The sequence below is a fragment of the Caulobacter segnis ATCC 21756 genome (assembly GCF_000092285.1).
GTDB lineage: Bacteria > Pseudomonadota > Alphaproteobacteria > Caulobacterales > Caulobacteraceae > Caulobacter > Caulobacter segnis.
This window is the reverse complement of record NC_014100.1, coordinates 66549-84096: the sequence shown is the minus strand read 5'-3', so window position 1 is coordinate 84096 and position 17548 is coordinate 66549. Positions and strand designations below refer to the sequence as shown.

The following is a 17548-nucleotide window of genomic DNA, read 5'->3' as shown; positions in this document are numbered from 1 at the left end:
CTCCTCCGATCCTCCCAGGACCGTTTCATGACCTACCAGCCGCCCGTTCGCGATCACGCTTTCATCCTGCGCGACGTGCTCAATATCGACCAGCATGGCGACCTGCCCGGCTTCTCCGACGCGCCGTTCGACGTGGTCGAGCAGATCCTGGACGCCGCCGCCCAGTTCACCGGCGAGGTCCTGGCGCCGCTGAACACGGTCGGCGACAAGCACGGCTGCCAGCTGGATCCGGCGACCAACACCGTCACCACCCCGCCCGGCTTCAAGGACGCCTACAAGCAGCTGTGCGAAGGCGGCTGGACCGCGATCGGCTCGGACCCGGCCTATGGCGGCCAGGGCCTGCCCTATGTCGTGAACCTGGCCTTCAGCGAGATGTCGAGCTCGGCCAACATGGCGTTCTCGATGTATCCGGGCCTGGCCCACGGCGCCTATTCGGCCATCCACTTCGGCGGCACGGACGAACAGAAAGAGACCTACCTGCCCAAGATGGTGACCGGCGAATGGACCGGCACCATGAACCTGACCGAGCCGCACTGCGGCACGGACCTGGGCCTGCTGCGCACCAAGGCCGTCCCGCAAGGCGACGGCAGCTACAAGATCACCGGCCAGAAGATCTGGATCTCGGCCGGCGAACACGACATGGCCGACAACATCGTCCACCTGGTGCTGGCCCGCATCGAGGGCGCGCCCGCCGGCGTGAAGGGCATCAGCCTGTTCATCGTGCCGAAATTCTTCCCGAAAGCCGACGGCTCGGTCGGCGAGCGCAACCAGGGCGTCAAGTGCGTCGGCCTGGAAGAGAAGATGGGCATCCACGGCAACGCCACCTGCGTAATGCAGTACGACGACGCCGTCGGCTATCTGATCGGCGAGGAGAACGCCGGCCTCAAGATCATGTTCGTAATGATGAACGAGGCGCGCCTCGGCGTCGGCCTGCAGGGCGTGGCCCAGGGCGAGGCCGCCTACCAGGCCGCTGTCGCCTTCGCCAAGGATCGCCTGCAAGGCCGCTCGCTGACCGGCCCGAAGAACGCCGACGGCCCGGCCGATCCGATCATCGTCCACCCGGACGTGCGCCGCATGCTGATGGACAGCAAGGCGATCCTGGAAGGCGGCCGCGCCTTCCTGTTCTGGACCGCCCTGCACGGCGACCTCTCGCACATCCACCCGGATGAGAAAGTCCGCGAGAAGTCGGCCGACTACATGAGCCTGATGACCCCGGTGCTGAAGGGCTACCTGACCGACAAGGGCTTCCAGATCTGCTCGAACGCGGTGCAGGTGCACGGCGGCAGCGGCTTCACCGAACACTTCCCGGTCAGCCAGTTCATGCGCGACTGCCGCATCGCCCTGATCTACGAGGGCACCAACGGCGTGCAGGCCCTGGACCTGGTCGGCCGCAAGCTGGCGGCCAAGGGCGGTCGCGCGGTCATGACCTTCTTCCAGGAGGTCGACCAGTTCATCGGCGAGAACGACGCCGACGAGGCGATCAAGCCGTTCATCGAGGCCCTGGCCGGCGTGAAGGGCCAACTGCAGGACGGCACCATGTGGCTGATGCAGAACGGCCTGCAGAACCCCGACAACGCGGGCGCCGCCTCGACCGACTACATGCACCTCTTCGGCCTGGCGGGCCTGGCGTACATGTGGGCGCTGATGGCCAAGGCCGCCCAGGCCAAGATCGCCGCCGGCTCCTCGGACCCGTTCTACGCGACCAAGCTGACGACCGGTCGATATTTCATCGAACGCGTCTTGCCTGACGCTGCGTCGCATCTGGCCAAGCTGAAGACCGGTTCGGCGACCCTGATGGCGCTGCCCGCGGAGGCTTTCTGATCATGAGCGTGCTCAACGTTGAAAAGCCGGCCTTCATGGCCGAGGAAGACATCGCGATCTTCGAGGACGCGGTCGGCAAATTCTTCGACGAGCACGCCCCCGAGTCGACCGTCGCCAAGTGGCGCAAGAACCACTGCGTCGATCGCGACATGTGGACCAAGGCTGGAGAGGCGGGCCTGCTCGGCCTCTCCACGCCCGAGCAATACGGCGGCGCCGGCGGCGACTACCGGCACGAGGTCGTGCTGATGGAGCAGCTGGGCAAGAAGGGCGTCGACGGCTTCGGCGCCAGCCTGCACAACGCCATCGTCATGCCGTACATCGTCCACTACGGCACCGAGGAGCAGAAGCGGCGCTGGCTGCCGCGCATGGCGACCGGCGAGCTGGTCAGCGCCATCGCCATGACCGAGCCGGGCGCCGGTTCGGACCTGCAAGGCATCAAGACCACCGCCAAGAAGGCCGGCAACCAGTACGTCCTCAACGGCTCCAAGACCTTCATCACCAACGGCCAGACCGCCAACCTGATCTGCGTGGTCGCCAAGACCGACCCGGCCGGCGGCGCGCGCGGCACCAGCTTGATCTTCGTCGAGACCGACGGCGCCGAGGGCTTCGAGCGCGGCCGCAACCTCGACAAGCTGGGCCAGGAGGCCCAGGACACCTCGGAGCTCTTCTTCAACGACGTGAAGGTCCCGACCGAGAACCTGTTGGGGACCGACGAGGGCCAGGGCTTCTTTCAGCTGATGAGCCAGCTGCCGCAGGAGCGCCTGAACATCGCCGTCCAGGGCATGGCGACCATCGAGCGGGCGCTGGAGCTGACCATCGCCTACGTCAAGGATCGCAAGGCGTTCGGCAAGGCGATCCTCGACTTCCAGAACACCCAGTTCGTCCTGGCCGAGTGCAAGACCGAGGCGACTGTCGCCAAGGTCTTCGTCAATCACTGCATCGGCCAGCACCTGGAGGGCAAGCTCGACGCGGCGACCGCCTCGATGGCCAAGTACTGGGTCAGCGACCTGGAGAACAAGATCGTCGACCGCTGCCTGCAGCTGTTCGGCGGCTATGGCTTCATGAACGAGTACCCGATCGCGCGCATGTACAAGGACAGCCGCATCCAGCGCATCTACGGCGGCACCAACGAGATCATGAAACTGCTGATCGCGAGGACCCTGTGATCACGCCCGTTCTGCTCGCCTTGTTGGCCGGCCCGGCCGCCGCTTCGCCGCCCGCCGCCGACGCTCGCTCGGCCGTGGTCTGCGTGCGCGCCGTGCAAGGCCCCCGCCCCCTCACCTTCTCCGGCGAGCTGGTCGGCAAGCGGCCCCAGCCGGGCGCCTTCAAGCTGCCGCTGCAACCCGCGGGCAAGGACATCTGCAGCACGCTGCTGCGCTCCAAGATCGCCGAGTGGAAGCTGGAGGTGACCACCTCGGGCTTCACCGCCTGCACGCTGCCGCCGCCGGAGTTCGGCTCGCGCCTCTACTACCGCGCCAAGGTCTCGGCCCGAGGCCTGAAGTGCGAACCGATCGGCAAGTACCCGATCGGCAACTGGAAACCATAAGGACGCGACCTGCCCAAAGGGCCGCGCCACAGACACGAACAACGCTTCGCAGGAAGGAGCCATTCCATGGCTGACGCTTACATCTTCGACGCCGTGCGCACGCCGCGCGGCAAGGGCAAGAAGGACGGGTCTCTGCACGAGATCACCGCCCTGTCCCTGGCCACCCAGGTTCTGGAAGCCCTGCGCGACCGCAACGGCCTGGACACCAGCAAGGTCGACGACGTCGTCCTGGGCTGCGTCGCCCCGGTCGGCGAGCAAGGCTCCGACATCGCCCGCACCGCCGTCCTGACCGCCGACTACGCCGAGAGCGTCGCCGGCGTGCAGATCAACCGCTTCTGCGCCTCGGGCCTGGAAGCCGTGAACATGGCCGCGGCCAAGGTCGCCTCTGGCGAAGCCGGTCTGGCGATCGGCGGCGGCGTCGAGAGCATGAGCCGCGTGCCGATGGGCAGCGACGGCGGCGCCTGGCCGACCGACCCGTCCTCGGCCTTCAAGACCTATTTCGCCCCGCAGGGCGTCTCGGCCGACCTGATCGCGTCGCTGTACGGCTTCAGCCGCGACGACGTCGACGCCTACGCCGTCGAGAGCCAGAAGCGCGCCGCCGCCTCGTGGGCCGATGGCCGCTTCAAGAAGTCGGTAATCCCGGTGAAGGACCAGCTGGGCCTGACCATCCTGGACCATGACGAGACCGTGCGCGGCTCGACCACCATGCAGACCCTGGCTTCGCTGAACCCCTCGTTCACCGGCATGGGCGAGATGGCCTTCGACGCCGTCGTCACCCAGCGCTACCCGCAGGTCGAACGCGTCAACCACGTCCACCACGCCGGCAACAGCTCGGGCATCGTCGACGGCGCGGCCGGCGTGCTGATCGGCACCAAGGAGATGGGCGACGCCCTGGGCCTCAAGGCCCGCGCCCGGATCAAGGGCGCCGCTTCGATTGGTTCGGAGCCCTCGATCATGCTGACGGGGCCCTCGCTGGTCACCGAGAAGCTGCTCAAGCGCCTGGGCATGGAGGTCAAGGACATCGACCTCTATGAACTGAACGAGGCCTTCGCCGCCGTCGTCCTGCGCATGATGCAGGCGCTGGACATCCCGCACGACAAGATGAACGTGAACGGCGGCGCCATCGCCATGGGCCACCCGCTGGGCGCCACCGGCGCGATGATCCTGGGCACCATGGTCGACGAGCTGGAGCGCTCGGACAAGGAAACCGCCCTGATCACCCTGTGCGTCGGCGCCGGCATGGGCACCGCCACCGTCATCGAACGCGTCTAGGACCGAGGAGCAAGCACCATGGAAAACTTCAAGATCGAGGTCGATTCCGACGGCGTGGCCCTCGTCACCTTCGACGTGCCCGGCCGCTCGATGAACACCCTGACCGCTTCGGTCATCAAGGAAATCGGCGAGATCGTCGAACGCATCAAGACCGACGAGGCCATCAAGGGCGCGGTCATCACCTCGGGCAAGGCCAGCGGCTTCTGCGCCGGCGCCGATCTGGGCGAACTGGGCGGCTCGGGCGGTCTGGCCGGCGGCTCGGCTGGCGGTGAAGCGGGCCTGAAGGCGGCGTTCGACGCCGGCTTCGCCCTGAACAAGGCCTTCCGCGCCCTGGAGACCTGCGGCAAGCCGGTCGCCGCGGCGATCAACGGCCTGGCCATGGGCGGCGGTCTCGAGATCTGCCTGGCCTGCCACTACCGCGTGGTCGGCGACAATCCGAAGACCCAGCTGGCCCTGCCGGAAGCCAAGGTCGGCCTCTTGCCAGGCGCCGGCGGCACCCAGCGCCTGCCGCGCCTGATGGGCGTGATGGCCGCCGCGCCGTACCTGCTCGAAGGCAAGTCGATGAAGCCGCAGGAGGCGCTCGCCCTGAAGGTCGTCCACGAGGTGGTCGCGCCGGGGTCCGAGGTCGAGGCGGCCAAGACCTGGGTCAAGACCAAGGGTGACCCGGTCGCGCCTTGGGACAGGAAGGACTTCAAGCTGCCCGGCGGCCGGTCCCTACACCCCGACCGGCAGCCAGGTCTTCGTGATGGGCAACGCCATGCTGCGCAAGCAGACCTATGGCAACTACCCGGCCCAGCTGAATATCCTGAAGGCGGTCTACGAAGGCACGCAGGTCCCGTTCGACGCGGCTATCCGCATCGAGACCCGCTACTTCCTGAAGACGATGATGTCGCCCCAGGCCAAGGGCATGATCCGCACCCTGTTCCTCAGCTTGCAGGAACTGGGCAAGGGGTCGGGCCGTCCGGCCAACGTCCCGCCGTCGGAAGCCAAGAAGGTCGCCGTGCTGGGCGCGGGCATGATGGGCGCGGGCATCGCCTATGTCCAAGCCATGGCCGGCATCGAGACGGTCCTGATCGACCAGTCGCAAGAGGCCGCCGACAAGGGCAAGGCCTACGCCGAGAACCTGCTGAAGAAGGCCGTCTCGCGCGGGAAGATGACCCAGGAAAAGGCCGACGGCGTCCTGGCCCTGATCACCCCGACCACCGACTATGATCACGTCAAGGGCAGCGACCTCGTCATCGAGGCGGTATTCGAGAACCGCGAGATCAAGGCCGAGGTCACCAAGAAGGCTGAGGCCCAGCTGGCCGAGACCGCCATCTTCGGCTCCAACACCTCGACCCTGCCGATCACCGGTCTTTCGAAGGCGTCGGTGCGTCCGAAGAGCTTCATCGGCATCCACTTCTTCTCGCCGGTCGACAAGATGGGCCTGGTCGAGATCATCATGGGGGAGGAGACTTCGGACGAAGCCCTGGCCAAGTCGATCGACTACGTCCTGAAGATCAAGAAGACCCCGATCGTCGTCAACGACAGCCGCGGCTTCTACACCAGCCGCTGCTTCGGCACCTTCGTGCAGGAAGGCCTGGAAATGCTGGCCGACGGCATCGCCCCGGCCATCATCGACAATGTCGGCCGCGCCACGGGCATGCCGCGCGGTCCGCTGGAGATGAACGACGACGTCGCCCTGGACCTTGGCTACAAGGTCACCCAGCAGACCAAGAAGGACCTCGGCGACAAGTTCGAGGACCGTCCGTTCGCGCCGATCATCGAGAAGATGGTGGTCGAGCTGCAGCGCTTTGGCCGCAAGAACGGCAAGGGCTTCTACGACTATCCGGAGAATGGCCCCAAGACCCTGTGGAAGGGCCTGTCGGACCTCGCCCCGGTGAAGATCGCCGAGGCCGACCAGGCGCTGATCCAGGAGATCCGCACCCGGCTGCTGTACCGCCAGGCCGTCGAAGCCGCCCGCTGCTTCGAGGAAGGTGTCATCACCGATCCGCGCGAAGCCGATGTCGGCGCGATCCTGGGCTGGGGCTTCGCGCCCTGGACCGGCGGCCCGATCAGCCTGATCGACGGCGTCGGCGCCAAGGCCTTCGTCGAGACCTGCGACGCCCTCGCCCAGAAGCATGGCAAGCGGTTCGCCCCGCCGGCCCTGCTGCGCGAGATGGCCGAAAAGGGCGAGACCTTCTACGGCCGTTTCGGCGTCAAGGCGAAGGCGGCCGCATAAGCGGTTCTTCGCAAAGCTGAAACACGGAGAGGCCCGGCGGCGACGCCGGGCCTTTTTGTCGTCGCTGGCGGCCACGCTTGCGCCGCATGACGCGCCTAACGACATCCCCGCGCCGCAGCGCCCGGAGAGACCATGAGCACGGCGATCGCCATCGGAACCTGGCGACGGCCGCCCTCACGGCGGGATCTGCGGCGCAACCTCTTGGCCCTGGGCGCGGTTCTCGGGGTCCACGCGCTGGTTCTGCTGGCCCTGGTTTCCGGGGCCCGTTGGACGCCCCAGCTGATCGAGCCGCCGATCATCCACGCCGAACTGGTGGACACGCCGTCGCCTCAGGCCAAGGCGTCGCCGCCGCCGCCCCTCGCAAGACCATCCCGTCCCGTGCTTGGCACGCCAGCGCCGGCTCCGCCGACGAACGTCGCGGCCTTGCCCGCCGCCAAGCCGTCCGGACCACCGGCCATCGTCGCGCCGCCGGGCTTCACCGCGCGCAAGCTGGTCGAGCAGAGCGACGAGACCCGCAAGAGCCTGCGCGACAGCCTGGGGTGCCGACATGAGAAGGTCACGGCCTTGACCCGCGACGAGAAGGCCGCCTGCGCCGAGGCCGACGGCAAGCGGGCTCTGACCGCCCCGATGTACGCCGCCATCGATCCCGACAAGAAGGCCGCCTTCGACGGCGACTGCAAGAAGGACGACGAGTGGTGCCTCTACCGCGTCGGCAAGGGCCCCTATCCGGGCATCTTCGCCCTAGGCAAGAAGAAGAAACGCAAGGGCTGGGACGACTGACCCAAAAGAAAGGGCCCCGCCTTGCGGCGGAGCCCTCGTCTCTTGGTCTGCTGGAGCGCTTACCAGGTCTTGGTCAGCGACAGCATCGCCCGACGCTCGGCCTGCAGGCCGGTGAGGCCCTTGGCTTGCGACTGGCGGTCGTTCAGCAGGTTCTGGCCGTTGAGCGCGATATCCGTGCCCTTGGCGATCGTGTAGGCGACGCGGCCGCCGACCGTCGTGTAGCCCTTCACCGGCTCCAGGACGTTGCCGTTGTAGGAGCTGAACTTGCTGACGAAGTGGGCGTAGCCGTCGACGGCCCACTTGTCGTTCGCCCAGCCCGCGGCGAGGTTGCTGCGGTACTTCGGCGAGGTCGCCGCGAAGTTCACCTTGCGCAGGACGATCGTCGAGACGGTCGTGAACGGCGTGTCCTTCACATCGGTGTAGGTCGTATCGGCGCTCCAGTGGAAGCCGCCGTCCAGCTTGCCCGAAGCGGACAGCTCGACGCCCTTCATCTTCGAGTCCGAGACGTTCTTGTAGGTGAAGGTCGCCCAGGTGCTGGCCGTCGGCGCGATGTCGACGATCGAGGCGTTGAACTGACCCTTCACGTCCTGGGTCTTCTGCGCGAAGACCTTGACGCCGACCTTGGCCTTCAGCGACGGCAGGTTGCGGTCATAGGCGAGCTCGTAGTTCGTCACGATCGCCGGATCCAGCAGCGGGTTGCCGGTGATCAGGCCGCCGCTCGGCGCCGGGGTGGCCGGCGGGAGATCAGCAGGCCGCCCAGCTCCAGCAGGGTCGGCGCCTGGACGCCGCGCGCGAAGGTGGCGCGCACCATATCCTTGTCCGTGACCTTGTAGACCGCGCCGAGGTTGGCGCTGGTCTCGGTGATGTCACGGTTCCACAGCCCGTTGTTGGTCTGCGAGGCGCCGGTCGGGAACGTGCCCGTGCGCTTCAGGCTCAGCTTGTCCAGGCGGACGGCGGCGGTGACCGAGAGCTTCGGAGTGACGACCCAGTTCCACATGGCCGACGGCGCCAGCACCGTGTAGCTGACCTTGGCGCCGGCGTACGAGGCCGTGTCCAGCTGGTTGTCGCGGTATTCGAGGCCGACGCGGACGGTGTGGGCCGCGCCGATCTTGAACAGGTCTTCCAGGCTGTAGACGCTGATGTCGTTCAGGTAGCGACGGCCGGGCGTCAGGGCGTCCAGGCCGTTGTGATAGGCCTGGGCCTGCAGCAGACCGAACTTGGTGTCGGCGTTCAGGGTCGCCTTGATCGAGTCGGTCTTCACCCGGTGGGCGGCGTAGGCGAAGGTCGAGATCACCTGGGTCGACGCCCCGTTCGACATCGAGCCTTCGACCCGCAGCGTGGCCTTATCGGTCAGCTGGGCCACGGCGTCGATGTTGGCGCGCGCCGTCGACGGATTGTGGATCTGGGAAGCGAGGATCGCGCCCGTGCCGCGGGTGGTGTTCTTCCATTCATCTTCATGGTCGAAGCCGCCCGACAGGCGGACCGACAGGCGCTCGCCCAGGCGCAGGGTCTTCACGACCGAGACGCTGGTGCTCGAGTTGGTGCCCGCCTTCAGCTCGATGACGTTGGTGTCGTCGAACTTCGGGTTGAAGGTGATGATGTTGACCACGCCCGACACGGCGTTGAAGCCGAAGATCGCGCTGTTGGGGCCGCGAACGACTTCGATCTGGCGGATTTCGCTGAGCTGGATCGGCAGCGACGCCCAGTCGGTGTAACCGAAGTGGTCCAGATAGACCTGGCGGCCGTTGATCAGCACCAGCAGGCGCGGCGAGCGCGCCTGGTTGTAGCCGCGGATGCCGACGTCCGACTGGCCGGCGGCGAAGTTCAGCACGTCCACGCCGGCGACGCGGCTCAGGATCGTGGGCAGGTCGTTGGCGCCCGACCGCTTGATGTCGGCGGCGCTGATGATGGTCATGTCGACCGGCACTTCGGTGGAGCGCTGCGGCGAGCCGGTGGCCGAGGTGGTGACCGGTTCGTTGAACAGCTGCTCCATCGCGCCGTAGTCGATGGATTGGGCGTTGGCGGCGCCGGCGAAGGCCAGCAGGCAGAGGCCGACCGAAGCGCCGGCGAAGAGAGTCGTCTTCATGGTGTGTCTCTTTCGATCGCTAGGGTCAGACTTCACGGATCATCATGCGGAAGGCGGCCTTGAAGACCGCGCCAGCCGCCGCGGCCGCGGAGCGGCTCACGACGATTTCCACTTTCGGATCGCCCGACACGCTCATCACGCAGGCGCCGCTGGTGGCGCACGACACGTCCGAGCCGATGGTGATGATTTTCTTGGCCTTGGCCGCCGAGACGACCGCGCCGCCATTGGCGCCCGTCGTCACGAACAGCGCGCCGACGCCGGCCGCGCCCGAAGCGTCGCCCGCTTCGATCGCCTTGCCAGTCAGGGTGACGCCGCCAGCGGCCAAGCCGCCGCCGATCGCGGCCATCACCGCGTTCTTTTCGGCCACGGACGCGGGCTTCGACGGATCGAAGACGACGCCCATCACCACTTTGCCGGTGGGGCCGTTTTCAAGGAAGGTCAGGGCGCGGCCCGCGATCACGATATCCTTGGCCGCGTCGGCGTGAGCCGCCAGGGGCGTCATGGACGCCGCGATGATCAGCGCGATCGCGCCGCTCTTGGTCTTGTTCAACATTAAGCCTATCCCCCGCTCGTTGTGTCGAGCTGATGCGCAGGGAGATCGGCCTCCACTTCTAAACGGAAAGTAAATCAGGGCAATCGAAGACAGATTGTCGCAGCGACATATGACGAATATGTCAATCCAACTTCCAACATCTTCGAGATATCACGCGCACAACTTTCCACTCTATACACGAGATGAAGCTATCACTTCTATTATATACACAGATGATGTCGCCAAAGGTCCGCCGCAAATTCGCGATTCTGCGGCCAGGGTGGCGAGAATTACAGGGGTATGGCCGACACTTCGCGGCGGTATGGCCGCCCCTATTCAGCTCAGCTTGCGATCGAAATCCCATTGAGGGGCAGATTGTCGCGGCCCGCCATCCGCACCCGAAACGAGTGGCAAGTTTCCGTGCAGGAAGAGCCGCGCATTTCGATCAACCTCAGGGATCGCGGCGAGAAGCGGTCGGACGAAGGTCCATTCCCAGCGTGGGTCCGATGCCGTCCGGATGATCTCCGAACGGATGATCCGCCGCGCGTCGGCTCGCCAGCGCTTCCAGTCGCCGCCGCAGATCGGCGTCGAGGGAAAGGCGCGGCGTATCCTCTTGATCCTCATCCTCGGCCGCCGGAATCGATGCGGCGATTACCTGGCGCAACCGCTCGCCGAAACGCGCGTCCTCCGTCGATCCGGCCTCGGGCGGCGAATCGAGAAAGGCCAGGACGTCTTCGAGAGCGGTCTCGTCGTCGACAGGATGGGGGATGGAATCAGGCATGTCAGGCTCCTTCCCGAAGCAACGGACACGCGCACGCGCAAGTTCCGAGCGCGAGAGCGCCCGATGTCATTCCTGGAGAAGGAAGAGAAGTGGTGCCGCCTAGGTGACTCGAACACCTGACCTACGCATTACGAATGCGCCGCTCTACCGGCTGAGCTAAGGCGGCCCACGGACGCTTCGGGAGCGATCCCGGAGCGGAGGGAGCGCCTATTTAGCGGGGCGCGAGCCGCTTGCCAAGCGCCGTCTTGCACCAGAATTGCGACGCGGCGCCGGAGGGGGCTCCGGGGGGTCCGGAAGCGGCGGGGCGTCGAACACGCCCGGGTCGTCCGGAATGGGCAGCAGCGCGCCGCCCGTTTCGGCCGCGCGGATGAACGGCGTCGATTCGACATAGGCCGAGGGCACTTCCGGCAGGTCGCTCATCGTGCGCTCGCGGCGCTCGTGGCGCGGATGGATCAACTGGCCCGTTTCGGCGTAGCTGACCGCCAGGCGGGCCCAGTCCTCGCGCTCATAGGCGAAGGCGCGGCCTTCGGGGTCGAGATCCGACCAGTCAGGCTCCCTCGGCGCATCGATCCCCCGCGCGATCCAGGCCCGGGCCTCGTCGGCCTGGCCGTTGGCGGCGGCGACGCGGGCCATCAGCCCGGCGAAGCGCGCGGTGGGAGCTTCGTCGTCCAGCAGGCGGGCGGCGGCGCGGGCGGCGATCGGATCGCCGCCGACCAGGGCCGCCTCGACGCGCAGGATCAGGCTTTCGCGGACCTCAGGGCGCATCGCCGCCAGGGCGGCCAGTCGCTGCGCGCGGGCCTTGGGCGTCTCGTTGGTCTTCAGATCGCGATAGGCCAGCCACAAGGCCGGATGCGGCTGGGCTTTCCAGGCGGTCTCGATCAGCTGACCAGCCTTGGCCGTCTTGCCCTCGTCGGCCAGCAAGCGCGCGGCCATGATCACCCCGGGGGCGAAGTCGGGCTTCAGCTTCACCGATTGGTTCGCGAAATCGAGCGCCTGGGCGCGGGCCTTCGGGTCCGGCGACTCCTCCAGGCTGGCGGCGGAAGCGGCCAGCAGCGCGGCGCGGCTGCGCTCGGCGACCGCCGGCGACACGATCTTGCGCTCCAGGGCACCCTGGACGAGCTGCAGGGCCGCGGCCCAGTCGCCGGCCTCGAGACGAGCCTCCAGCAGGGCGCGCCAGGCCCAGCGGGCGGTGCGGGCCAGGCCATAGGCGGTTTCGGCGTGACGAAGCGCCGTGATCTTGTCGCCGTCGGCCAGGGCCGCCTGCATCAGGCCGCGGAGGCCCGCCAAGCGCATCTCGGGAAAGCCCAACATGGCGTTGTAGGCGCTGGCGGCCGCGCCCCGATCACCGGCGGCTTCCGCCGCCTGGGCGGCCAGCACCCGGACAAGACCGGGAGCGTCCTCGGCCAGCTCGGCGGACTTCTGCGCCAGGCGGCGAGCTTCGGAGCCATCTCCGGCGGCCACGGCCAGGAAACCGCGCGTCAGGGCTTCGATGGCCTGTTTGCGCTTGGCCTCCGCCCGGGCCCGGGCGGCGCGGCGCGGCGCCTCGACGATCCAGATCACGCCGCGCCACAGCACGGTGAACAGCAGGGCCGAGAACAGGGTCAGCAGCGCGGCGGCGGCGGCCGTCATCTCGATCCGCCAGCCCATCCACTCCAGGGACGCCCGGCCAGGCTCGCCCGTCAGGGCCAGGACGCTGACCGCGACCGCGGCCACCAGGAAGAGGGCGAAGACGACGCGGGTCATGGGGCGGTCCGCGCGATGCGCGACAGGGCCGCCAAGGCGTCGGCGCGAACCGAGGCCACGTGGCGGTCGATCTCGATCCGGCGATTGGCGGCGGCGAACCACGGCGCCAGCACCTCGCGAGCGGGGTCGGGCAGCGCCTCCAGGGCGGCCACGGCGCCCTCGATGTCGCCCTCGTCGAGCAGGACCTGGGCGCGGGCGAGGATCGCGTCGGGCGTCGAGCCCTTGATCGAGCCGACGTGGCGGATCGAGACGATGCTCGACAGCGCGTAGCGGATGCGCGCGAAGAGATCGGCGTCGGCGCCGGGATTGCGCGCGGCGCTGGCGGCGCGACCGGCGAGATTGCTGAACTGGACGGCGAGGCCCGCGCGGGTCGGCGCGCCCAGCCGGGCCAAAGGATCCAGGGCCCGCAAGCTGGGCGAACCGGGGAGAACCCTTTGCAGGCCCGCCAATTCCTCGGAGAACGGGCGCGACCCGCCGGCCGCCTCGGCCAGGGTCGACACGGCCAGAGCGGCGGCGGCGGCGTCCGCCACGCTCTGCTGGGCGGTCTCCAGAACGGTGATCCGCCCTTCCAGGCGTTCCACGTCGGCGGCGGGCGCGGCCGGCGCGACGTCGCTGTTCTCGAGCGGGAGCGCCGCCCCGTGGGCGCGACCCGCTCGGCGACCGGCTTGGGGCTAGGCGCGGCCGAGATCGGGGCGACGGCGGGCGCGGGCGCTGGCTTGACCGGGAACAGCGCGGGCCCGAACCACGCGACGCCGGCCCCTAGGACGGCGCACAGCAGGCAAAGGAACAACCACACCCAGACGCTGGGGCCAATCACGCGTCGCCGCGCGTACAGCGCCGGATCGCTGGGGGCGACGATTTCAGCGGGATCGGGAGCTGCGTTCATACGCCATTCGTGCCCCACGCCGCCGCGCCGCGCAACTTTGCGCTTAAGCTGTGAGCAGGGAGAGCAGCGCGGTTTCGTCCGGGCGCGGCGCGAACGCCACAGAGCCGCGTTCGGCGAGCGCTTCCAAAGGCGCCGCGACCGCCTCGGAAAGGCAGAGCGTTCGCAAGGCGGAGGCGGGCCGACGTCTCAGAATCTCGGCCAGGACGCGCGCCGCCCGCGGCGAGTGCAGGAGCACGGTCAGGGGCCGATCCAGCAAGGCCAGCGTCGCTTCGGACGGCGGACGATCAACCGTCTCGTAGATCGCCACGCCGCGCGCGGCGACACCGGCGTCGTTCAACATCGCCACAAGATCGCCCGCGGGCTCCCGGGCGCCGGCCCACAGGACGGGCCCCGGACGGGCGGCCGCGATCAGGCGCGCCAGATCCGCGACATCGCCGTCGGCGCTGGAGACACTGGAGAAGCCCGCCTCGCTCGCCGCAGAGGCGGTGGCGCGGCCCACGGTGAAGACCGGCAGGTCCCGCGCTCCGGCAAGCTTCGAGAACGCCTGGACGCCGTTGACGCTGGTGAAGGCCACAGCGGCGATCCCGGAAAGATCGACCGACGCGGCGATCGGCGCGACCGCCAGCAAAGGATCCACGACCGGCGTGAAGCCGAGCGCCGCCACCTTTGCGGCGGTGGCCTCGGCGCCGGGATGGGCGCGGGTGATCCAGACCGGCGCGCCCTTCGCCATGCCCTATTCCGGCAGCAGGATGGCGTCGCCGCCCTCGGCGCGCACCTCTGCGCCCAGCTTCAACCCCAGCGCCAGGGCCTCGCCGGCGTCGTCGCCGCCCGACAAGGTGATCTCGCCGTGACGGCGGAAGCGCTGGGCGCCGTTCGGGGTCAGGGCCTCGACGATCATTGAGAGGCGCGCCCCGTCCAGGGTCGCCCGCGCGCCGATGGCGGTGCGGCACGAGCCTTCCAGGGCCAGCAGCGCGCCGCGCTCGGCCGCGACGGCGATCGTCGTCGGACGGCAGCGCACCGCGTCCAGCCACGCCGCGCCGATGTCCTCGGCCCGCGTCTCGATGACCAGGGCGCCCTGGCCGGGGGCCGGCGGGCAGGCGTCGGGGTCGATCCAGCTCTTGGTCAGGTGGCCCAGGCCCAAGCGGTTGAGACCCGACTGCGCCAACAGGATGGCGTCGGCCTCGCCGCGCTCCAGCTTGGCCAGGCGCGTGTCGACATTGCCGCGCAGCATGACGATCTCGAGATCGGGCCGCACATGCAGGGCTTGCGCTTGCCGACGGAGACTGGCGGTGCCCAGGCGCGCGCCCTTGGGCAGGTCTTCCAGCCGCTCGCAGACGTGGCTGATGAAGGCGTCGCGCGGGTCCTCGCGCTCGGGGGTCGCGGCCAGGACCAGACCCGGCGGCAGCTCGGCCGGCATGTCCTTAAGCGAGTGCACCGCGCAGTCGATGCGGCCGTCCAGCAGCGCTTCCTCGATTTCCTTGGTGAAGAGGCCCTTGCCGCCGATCTCCATCAGGCGGCGATCCTGGATGCGGTCGCCGCTGGTGACGATGGGAATCAGCGGGGCGAAGGCCTCGATCTCTTCCTTGGAGGCCCCGGCCGGCGCGCCCAGCGCGGCGGCGATGCGGGCCTGCATCAGTCCAGATTGCGCCAGCGAGAGCTTGGAGCCGCGCGCGCCGATGCGGATGGGAGGTTGCCGGGACACGGTCGGAACGTTACCTGCGGAAGCGAAATTCATCCTCGCTGCTACAGGAGCGGCGAAAGGCCCGCAACCGAATGACCACCCTTAAGCCCTCGGGGCTCACGATCCTCGGCCTGGAGACCAGCTGCGACGAGACCGCGGCCTCGGTCGTGCGCCGGGACGAGGACGGGAGCGTCAGCGTGCTGTCGTCGATCATCGGGACGCAGTTCGAACAACACGCGCCGTTCGGCGGCGTGGTTCCCGAGCTCGCCGCCCGCGCCCATGTCGAGTCGATCGACGCGATCGCCGCGGAGGCCATGCGCTCGGCGGGTCTCGGCTTCGAGGAGCTCGACGGCGTGGCGGCCACGGCCGGCCCTGGTCTCGTGGGCGGGGTGATGGTGGGCCTGGCGTTCGGCAAGGCCGTCTCGCTGGCGCGCGGCGTGCCGCTGGTGGCGGTCAACCACCTCGAGGGCCACGCGGTCTCGGCTCGTCTTGGCGCGGACGTCGGCTATCCGTTCCTGCTGCTGCTGGTTTCGGGCGGTCACTGCCAGCTTCTGGAGGTCGCCGGGGTCGGGGCGTGCAAGCGCCTGGGCACCACGATCGACGACGCGGCCGGGGAGGCCTTCGACAAGATCGGCAAGAGCCTGGGCCTGCCCTATCCCGGCGGTCCGGCGCTGGAGAAGCTGGCCGTCGGCGGGAACCCCGACCGCTATCCCCTGCCCCGCGCCCTGCTAGGCCGCAAGGACTGCGATTTCTCGTTTTCGGGCCTGAAGACCGCCGCCGCGCGGATCGCCGAGACCCTGACCGCCGACGACGAGCGCCGCGACCTGGCCGCCGGCGTCCAGGCCGCCATCGCCCGCCAGCTGTCCGAGCGGGTCGACCGGGCGATGAAGCTCTACAAGGAAAGCCACGAACCCGGCGACCTGCGCTTCGTCGTCGCCGGCGGCGTCGCCGCCAACGGCGCGGTGCGCGCGGCCCTGCTGGCCAACTGCGAGAAGAACGACTTCTCCTTCGCCGCGCCGCCGCTGGCCTACTGCACCGACAACGCCGCGATGATCGCCCTCGCCGGCGCCGAGCGCCTGGCCCTGGGCATCTCCGACGACCTCGACGCCGTCGCCCGTCCGCGCTGGCCGCTGGACGAGGCCGCCGCGCTCGCCAATCCCGCCAACGCTTACGGCCGCAAGGGAGCCAAGGCATGACCTTCCACCATGCGGGCGTCATCGGCGCCGGCGCCTGGGGCACCGCCCTGGCCCAGGTCTGCGCCCGCGCCGGGCTTCAGGTCACGCTGCAGGCGCGCGAGACCGAGGTCGTGGCCTCGATCAACGACGCCCACGAGAACGCCCTGTTCCTGCCGGGCGTCACGCTGGAACCGACCATCCGCGCGACCGCCGACATGAGCGCCCTCGCCGACTGCGATCTGATCCTGGCCGTCGCGCCCGCCCAGCACCTGCGCTCCGCGTTGGCGGCCCTGGCGCCGCACCTGAAGGCGGGCGTCCCTGTCGTGCTGTGCGCCAAGGGCGTCGAGCAGGGCTCGCTAAAGCTGATGACCGAGGTCGCGGCCGAGACCATCCCTGACGCGCCGATCGCGGTGCTGTCGGGCCCCAGCTTCGCCGGCGAGGTGGCCCGAGGCCTGCCCACCGCCGTCACGCTCGCCTGCGACGACGAGGAGCTGGCGCGCGTCATCGCCCACGCCATCGCCACCCCGACCTTCCGTCCCTACGTCGCGGGCGACATGATCGGCGCCGAGGCCGGCGGGGCGGTGAAGAACGTCCTGGCCATCGCCTGCGGCGTCGTCGAGGGCAAGGGCCTAGGCCGCAGCGCCCACGCCTCGGTGATCACCCGCGGCTTCGCCGAACTGACCCGCTTCGCCGTGGCCCTGGGCGCCCGGGCGGAGACGCTGAACGGCCTCTGCGGCCTGGGCGACCTGGTTCTGACCTGCTCAAGCCCGCAGTCGCGCAACATGAGCGTCGGCCTGGCCCTGGGCCAGGGCCTGACACTGGAGCAGGCCCTGGCCGGGAAGCTGTCGGTCGCCGAGGGCGTGGCCTCGGCTCCCGCCGTCCGGGCCCTGGCGCGCAAGCTGGGCGTCGAGGTCCCGATCTGCGAGGCGGTCGCCGCCATCCTCGACGGCGACCTGGCCGTCGACGCCGCCATCGCCGGGCTGCTGTCGCGCCCGCTGAAGTCCGAAGGTTTCTAGAACAAGGA

The 17548-nt window shown here is 68.9% G+C and carries 12 protein-coding genes, 1 tRNA gene and 3 pseudogenes; 8 read left to right on the top strand and 8 right to left on the bottom strand.

What is annotated here, in order from left to right; genetic code table 11:
* Window positions 1-27: 27 nt before the first annotated feature.
* From CSEG_RS00390 to CSEG_RS00365, 6 genes and pseudogenes are all read left to right on the top strand, one after another.
* Entirely contained in the window at window positions 28-1821 is a 1794-nt protein-coding gene (locus CSEG_RS00390) for an acyl-CoA dehydrogenase C-terminal domain-containing protein (protein WP_013077277.1), read from the top strand.
* 2 nt (window positions 1822-1823) lie between these two features.
* A complete protein-coding gene (locus CSEG_RS00385) occupies window positions 1824-2987 on the top strand; it encodes an acyl-CoA dehydrogenase family protein (RefSeq protein WP_013077276.1) in 1164 nt (387 codons plus the stop codon).
* Complete coding sequence (locus CSEG_RS00380) at window positions 2984-3367, top strand: hypothetical protein (RefSeq protein ID WP_013077275.1); 384 nt, start codon at window positions 2984-2986, stop codon at window positions 3365-3367. Before CSEG_RS00385 ends, CSEG_RS00380 begins: the two co-directional genes overlap by 4 nt.
* A gap of 66 nt (window positions 3368-3433) precedes the next feature.
* A complete protein-coding gene (locus CSEG_RS00375) occupies window positions 3434-4639 on the top strand; it encodes an acetyl-CoA C-acetyltransferase (protein WP_013077274.1) in 1206 nt (401 codons plus the stop codon).
* Between the two features lie 18 nt (window positions 4640-4657).
* Window positions 4658-6860: pseudogene (locus tag CSEG_RS00370) on the top strand (3-hydroxyacyl-CoA dehydrogenase NAD-binding domain-containing protein).
* A 132-nt stretch (window positions 6861-6992) separates the two neighbouring features.
* The gene (locus CSEG_RS00365) at window positions 6993-7640 is read left to right on the top strand and encodes a hypothetical protein (protein WP_013077273.1); all 648 of its coding nucleotides are present in this window, start codon (window positions 6993-6995) and stop codon (window positions 7638-7640) included.
* 59 nt (window positions 7641-7699) lie between these two features.
* On the opposite strand, the pseudogene CSEG_RS23030 reads toward CSEG_RS00365, so the two are convergent.
* The 8 genes and pseudogenes from CSEG_RS23030 to hemC form a co-directional block, all read right to left on the bottom strand.
* A pseudogene (locus CSEG_RS23030) lies at window positions 7700-9633 on the bottom strand (TonB-dependent receptor plug domain-containing protein).
* 118 nt (window positions 9634-9751) lie between these two features.
* Window positions 9752-10279, bottom strand: a complete 528-nt coding sequence (locus CSEG_RS00350) for a hypothetical protein (RefSeq protein WP_013077272.1) — start codon at window positions 10277-10279, stop codon at window positions 9752-9754.
* 430 nt (window positions 10280-10709) lie between these two features.
* Complete coding sequence (locus CSEG_RS21755) at window positions 10710-11039, bottom strand: hypothetical protein (RefSeq protein ID WP_013077271.1); 330 nt, start codon at window positions 11037-11039, stop codon at window positions 10710-10712.
* A gap of 90 nt (window positions 11040-11129) precedes the next feature.
* Window positions 11130-11205: transfer RNA gene (locus tag CSEG_RS00340), tRNA-Thr, on the bottom strand.
* A gap of 41 nt (window positions 11206-11246) precedes the next feature.
* Window positions 11247-12782, bottom strand: a complete 1536-nt coding sequence (locus CSEG_RS00335) for a heme biosynthesis protein HemY (RefSeq protein ID WP_013077270.1) — start codon at window positions 12780-12782, stop codon at window positions 11247-11249.
* Window positions 12779-13668: pseudogene (locus CSEG_RS00330) on the bottom strand (COG4223 family protein). The gene CSEG_RS00335 and the pseudogene CSEG_RS00330 overlap by 4 nt, the downstream one beginning before the upstream one ends.
* Window positions 13669-13711: 43 nt before the next feature.
* Window positions 13712-14398: a uroporphyrinogen-III synthase gene (locus CSEG_RS00325; RefSeq protein WP_013077269.1), complete on the bottom strand. Its 687-nt coding sequence runs from the start codon at window positions 14396-14398 to the stop codon at window positions 13712-13714.
* A gap of 3 nt (window positions 14399-14401) precedes the next feature.
* Window positions 14402-15370, bottom strand: a complete 969-nt coding sequence (hemC, locus tag CSEG_RS00320; protein ID WP_041538124.1) for a hydroxymethylbilane synthase — start codon at window positions 15368-15370, stop codon at window positions 14402-14404.
* A 71-nt stretch (window positions 15371-15441) separates the two neighbouring features.
* Here hemC and tsaD point away from each other — a divergent pair, with 71 nt between their 5' ends.
* Together tsaD and CSEG_RS00310 are read left to right on the top strand one after the other, a co-directional pair.
* On the top strand, window positions 15442-16545 hold the full coding sequence (gene tsaD, locus CSEG_RS00315) for a tRNA (adenosine(37)-N6)-threonylcarbamoyltransferase complex transferase subunit TsaD (protein WP_013077267.1): 1104 nt from the start codon (window positions 15442-15444) through the stop codon (window positions 16543-16545).
* Entirely contained in the window at window positions 16542-17540 is a 999-nt protein-coding gene (locus tag CSEG_RS00310; RefSeq protein WP_013077266.1) for an NAD(P)H-dependent glycerol-3-phosphate dehydrogenase, read from the top strand. Before tsaD ends, CSEG_RS00310 begins: the two co-directional genes overlap by 4 nt.
* Window positions 17541-17548 lie beyond the last annotated feature (8 nt).

Excerpts from the sequence above, each read along its gene's own strand:
- CSEG_RS00385 (WP_013077276.1), top strand. The coding sequence starts at position 1,824 with ATGAGCGTGCTCAACGTTGAAAAGCCGGCCTTCATGGCCGAGGAAGAC.
- tsaD (WP_013077267.1), top strand. The coding sequence starts at position 15,442 with ATGACCACCCTTAAGCCCTCGGGGCTCACGATCCTCGGCCTGGAGACC.
- CSEG_RS00350 (WP_013077272.1), bottom strand. The coding sequence starts at position 10,279 with ATGTTGAACAAGACCAAGAGCGGCGCGATCGCGCTGATCATCGCGGCG.
- CSEG_RS00365 (WP_013077273.1), top strand. The coding sequence starts at position 6,993 with ATGAGCACGGCGATCGCCATCGGAACCTGGCGACGGCCGCCCTCACGG.
- CSEG_RS00390 (WP_013077277.1), top strand. The coding sequence starts at position 28 with ATGACCTACCAGCCGCCCGTTCGCGATCACGCTTTCATCCTGCGCGAC.
- CSEG_RS00310 (WP_013077266.1), top strand. The coding sequence starts at position 16,542 with ATGACCTTCCACCATGCGGGCGTCATCGGCGCCGGCGCCTGGGGCACC.
- CSEG_RS21755 (WP_013077271.1), bottom strand. The coding sequence starts at position 11,039 with ATGCCTGATTCCATCCCCCATCCTGTCGACGACGAGACCGCTCTCGAA.
- CSEG_RS00375 (WP_013077274.1), top strand. The coding sequence starts at position 3,434 with ATGGCTGACGCTTACATCTTCGACGCCGTGCGCACGCCGCGCGGCAAG.
- CSEG_RS00325 (WP_013077269.1), bottom strand. The coding sequence starts at position 14,398 with ATGGCGAAGGGCGCGCCGGTCTGGATCACCCGCGCCCATCCCGGCGCC.
- CSEG_RS00335 (WP_013077270.1), bottom strand. The coding sequence starts at position 12,782 with ATGACCCGCGTCGTCTTCGCCCTCTTCCTGGTGGCCGCGGTCGCGGTC.